Source organism: Albibacterium sp., from assembly GCF_035514885.1.
In the GTDB taxonomy this organism is placed as follows: Bacteria; Bacteroidota; Bacteroidia; order Sphingobacteriales; family Sphingobacteriaceae; genus Albibacterium.
The window spans coordinates 1-4,180 of the sequence record NZ_DATJCH010000025.1; the positions used below are offsets into that span (position 1 = coordinate 1).

Here is a 4,180-nt window from a genome sequence, read left to right on the forward strand (position 1 = left end):
TCGCTCATAGGTGAAGTTAAATTGGGTTTTGCAGGCTTTAACATGCCTTCAAAGGCCTTCATAACAATAGTTTCAATTCGTGTATAAGGTGCGTTATTATATTCAGCATTTATATAGGCTGCTCCGTCTGTTTGAAACTGACTGTCTTTTGCCAAAATATTGCTCAGGTCTAATAACTTCTCAATCTTAGCTACGGGGGTAAATACATAAACACGTTGGTCTGCTGCATCTTGTTCAATAGGTTTAAAAACACCAACTGCAGGAATACCTGCGCGGTGCATTGCAGGAATGTAAGCATCCTTTAAAAATTGATCGATCTGTGCTTCTTGTGCTGCTGTTTTAAAGTGATAAACCTTTAATTGATAATAATAGCCTTTGTCTTTACCGTATGCCAACGATGACATTAATATACAAACAACTAAAGAAAGTATTGGCAATAATTTAGATTTCATAAAAAAGAATTAATTTGGGTTAATAGTATTTGATTTCGGGTATAAATGTAATAAATTATATATACATCCTTCAAAATTCTTTCACCGAGTTTTTTATATAGCTTACCGATTATTTGATTCAACCTACCTAATCCATATTGTCCAATTAGAGCATTGCAGATAGTTTTGGATCAAATATTAAATACGATGAAAAAAATTACTACCCTAAAACTACAGACGAATGTATTCCTTGCATTCCTTTACCTTATTATCTTAGGTGGAACAACACCACTATTTGCACAAGAATCCACAGGAAAAGTAAACGGAAAAGTTATCGATGAAGGCGGCAAAGCTGTCGACTATGCAACCGTTACCCTAGCTAATTCAGCTGACTCATCCTTAGTAAAGGTCCTGTTCTCCGACGAACAAGGTAATTACACATTTGATCAAATCAAAGATGGCAACTATTTCGTTCAAGCAGAAATGCTTGGATTCGGCAAAGGTATCAGCGAGAGCTTTCAAATAAAAGAAAGCAATCATGCAATCAAACTAAAAGATATTACACTATCTGTCAATAATAAAGAATTAGAGACCATTGTTATTACCGCCAGAAAGCCCCTGATCGAACGAAGGGCAGATATGCTGGTAGTAAACGTTGAGAACTCAACACTCGCAGCCGGTAACAATGCGCTTGAGATATTGGAACGCTCACCTGGCATCACGGTCGATAAAGATGATAATATCAGTTTAAACGGAAAGCAAGGTATCATGGTGATGATTGATGGCAAAGAGACTCATTTATCATCTACTCAATTGGCAAACTTACTACGCTCTACCGATGGCAATACATTGCAATCTGTAGAAATAATCAACAATCCATCAGCAAAATACGATGCTGCAGGAGGTTCCGGTATCATCAATATCAAATTAAAGAAAAACAAAGTAGCAGGAACCAACGGAACTTTCAATCTGGGTGGAGGACACGGAAATGGCTTTAAAGGCAATACTTCTTTAAACATTAACCATAAAAAAGACAATGTAAGCTTGTTCGGAACTTACTCATATCAAACAAATGACCGAACAGATTTAATGGATATCAACCGTATTGTTGGACAAGATGCTAACTTTACCAGCTTTGATCAAAACAATTCCATGAATAACCAATATGGAAGTCATTCTTTGAGAACAGGCGTTGATTTACAAACTTCTGACAAGAACACAATTTCTTTACAGTTAAGCGGTTTATTAAATAATTCTGACGCTCATAATATCAGCAATGTGCAAATTGGGTCTTATCAATCTTCATTAGATTCAACACTGACCGCTAACTCTCTTTTTAGAGGCGAATTTAAAAATTACTCCATTAATTTAAACAATACCTATAACATCGATACGCTTGGAAGCAAGATAAGCGCAGATGTAGATATCTCTGCATTCTTCGACGATAATTCAGCAGATTATGGAAACTTCTTTTATAAAAAAGATGGCTCTGAAATGCATGATCCGCTACTTCTTAAAAGCTATATGCCATCAACGATCCGTATCCAATCTTTCAAAACAGACTACACTCGTCCGTTCAATGAAAATTCAGGTTTGGAAGCTGGACTTAAATATGCTAATGTAAAAACAGATAACAACCTAAAATTCTCTGAATTCATAAACGAAAACTGGGAAAATGTAGCTAATAGAAGCAATCATTTTATCTATACCGAAAGAGTTGCAGCCGCTTACCTAAACTACCATACCAAATTTAATAAGCTGGGTATTCAGACAGGTTTAAGAACAGAATATACTACTTCTAATGGGAACTCTATCACATTGGGAAATGAAGTTAAACGCGACTATGTGGATTTCTTCCCGAATATATCATTAAGCTATGATTTATCAGAAAACAACCAATTTAGTTTAAGCTATTCAAAACGAATCAACAGACCTCCATACGGCGTATTAAATCCGTTTAACTATTTCTTAGACAAATACACCTATCAGCAAGGTAATCCGTATTTGCAACCTGAATATATACACGCTTTCGGGTTAAATTATACACTAATGAAGCGTTATAATATTTCTACAGGTTATGAAATAAGAAAAGACGCAATCGTAGAGATTATGAAACAAAATGATGTTGATAAAACGACATTGGTTACCAATGAAAACATTGCACAGCAAGAACAATGGTTCATCAATGTAAATGCTCCTGTTAAGTTTACTAAGTTCTGGAGTTCAAACACCAATGTGACAACCTTCTACTTAGGATTTAAGTCTAAACAATTGGAATCACCTATTAACTACGGACAACTGGCTTTTCAAGGAACAAGTAACCATACATTCCAATTGCTGCCGACTTTAAGTGCAGATGCAACTCTTAACTATCAATCCGGACTGCGTTATAGCATTTATAAAATCGGACAAGCATGGAGCATGGATCTGGGTATAAATAAATCATTCAGAGATAAGCGAGCAAACGTTAAGCTATCTGTTTCAGATATCTTCGACACCAGAACACAAAGTGTAAGTACTCAATATGCTAACTTGAATACAAACATTAATCAGAGAAGAGAATCAAGAATAGTAAGATTATCCCTTAGCTACAGCTTTGGAAATACCAAGATCAGCGGACCGAAACAAAATGCCAAGAGCGATGAAGAAAACAGAGTAGGAAAATAGTTTCAATGTGTTTAAATAAGAAGAGAGCTCCGAATGGAGCTCTCTTTAATCATAATTAGGTTGTTAATAAATTATTTTAAGAATGGCAAAAGGTTATCCGCAACTAATTTGTTGCCAAGCTTATTCAAATGAACGCCATCTGAAGTAAGCACACCTTTTTCCAAGTCAGTTGTATTATGTTCTTTCTCGTAATTAACAAATAGAGTACGCAGATCGCAAAGAGGTAACTTGTTCTTTTCTGCTAATTCTCTGATTGCTCCTGCAAATTTATCCAGGTTTTCATCCATCGGATTTACACCATCTTTCTTTTCACCAATAACAGTTGGTGTACATAAAATCACTTTACTACCTGTATTTTCTATTTTCGTAATAATAGCCTGATAGAATTTTATAAACTTATCGTAATCCGTTCCAGTTCCTTGTAAGCGATGCCAAACATCATTAATTCCGATATAAATAACAACTACATCCGGCTTTTTCATCAGAACATCCTCTTCCATCCGTAAATACAGATCGTACACCTTGTTTCCGCCAATTCCGGCACCGATCAATTCATAGTCAGGCATTTTTAACGAATTACCCAATTGCGTAATATAACCATCAGGGCTTACACCTGCCTGAGTGATTGAATCGCCAAAAAATATAATGCGTTTAGGTTTCTGAAGCTCGGTTGCTGAGGTCAGAATAACTGCACATAAGATAATAAGAAAGTAAAATTTTGTCCGCATAATTAATTTCTAAAAATTAAATGTAGTATTATTTTTTAATTATCAAAAATTTTTACACTAAACAAACAATTAATATTCGTACAATCTCTAATTAATGCCCGACATCACAAAGGACATTAGACATATATTCTAGGGACCTCCTAGGAACTATATAGGGATTTGCCCCTACAAAGTCCCTAGGAAGTCCCTAGAATGTCCCTATAATGTCCCTTGAATTGTCTTACCCTATAATAACTATACACTATTGTTAATAATTACTTAATTAGTTATACATTCTAAATTGTTAATTCTAAAGGAGCTATACAAGTACTTTTTCGTCTTTGTTATAGCTTTTCGTTTTCCATAGTTTTCTAA

General features: G+C 35.0%; 2 protein-coding genes and 1 pseudogene. 1 reads left to right on the top strand and 2 read right to left on the bottom strand.

The genetic code is table 11. The features are described 5' to 3' along the window. Nucleotides 1-452 (bottom strand): annotated as a pseudogene (locus VL047_RS13175) (NIPSNAP family containing protein); the annotation flags it as partial. A 186-nt stretch (nt 453-638) separates the two neighbouring features. Here VL047_RS13175 and VL047_RS13180 point away from each other — a divergent pair. Then, entirely contained in the window at nt 639-3,098 is a 2,460-nt protein-coding gene (locus VL047_RS13180; protein WP_325361289.1) for an outer membrane beta-barrel family protein, read from the top strand. Nucleotides 3,099-3,169: 71 nt separating this feature from the next. Here the strand turns inward: VL047_RS13180 and VL047_RS13185 are convergent, their stop codons facing one another. Further along, complete coding sequence (locus tag VL047_RS13185; RefSeq protein ID WP_325361291.1) at nt 3,170-3,826, bottom strand: SGNH/GDSL hydrolase family protein; 657 nt, start codon at nt 3,824-3,826, stop codon at nt 3,170-3,172. Between the last annotated feature and the right edge of the window lie 354 nt (nt 3,827-4,180).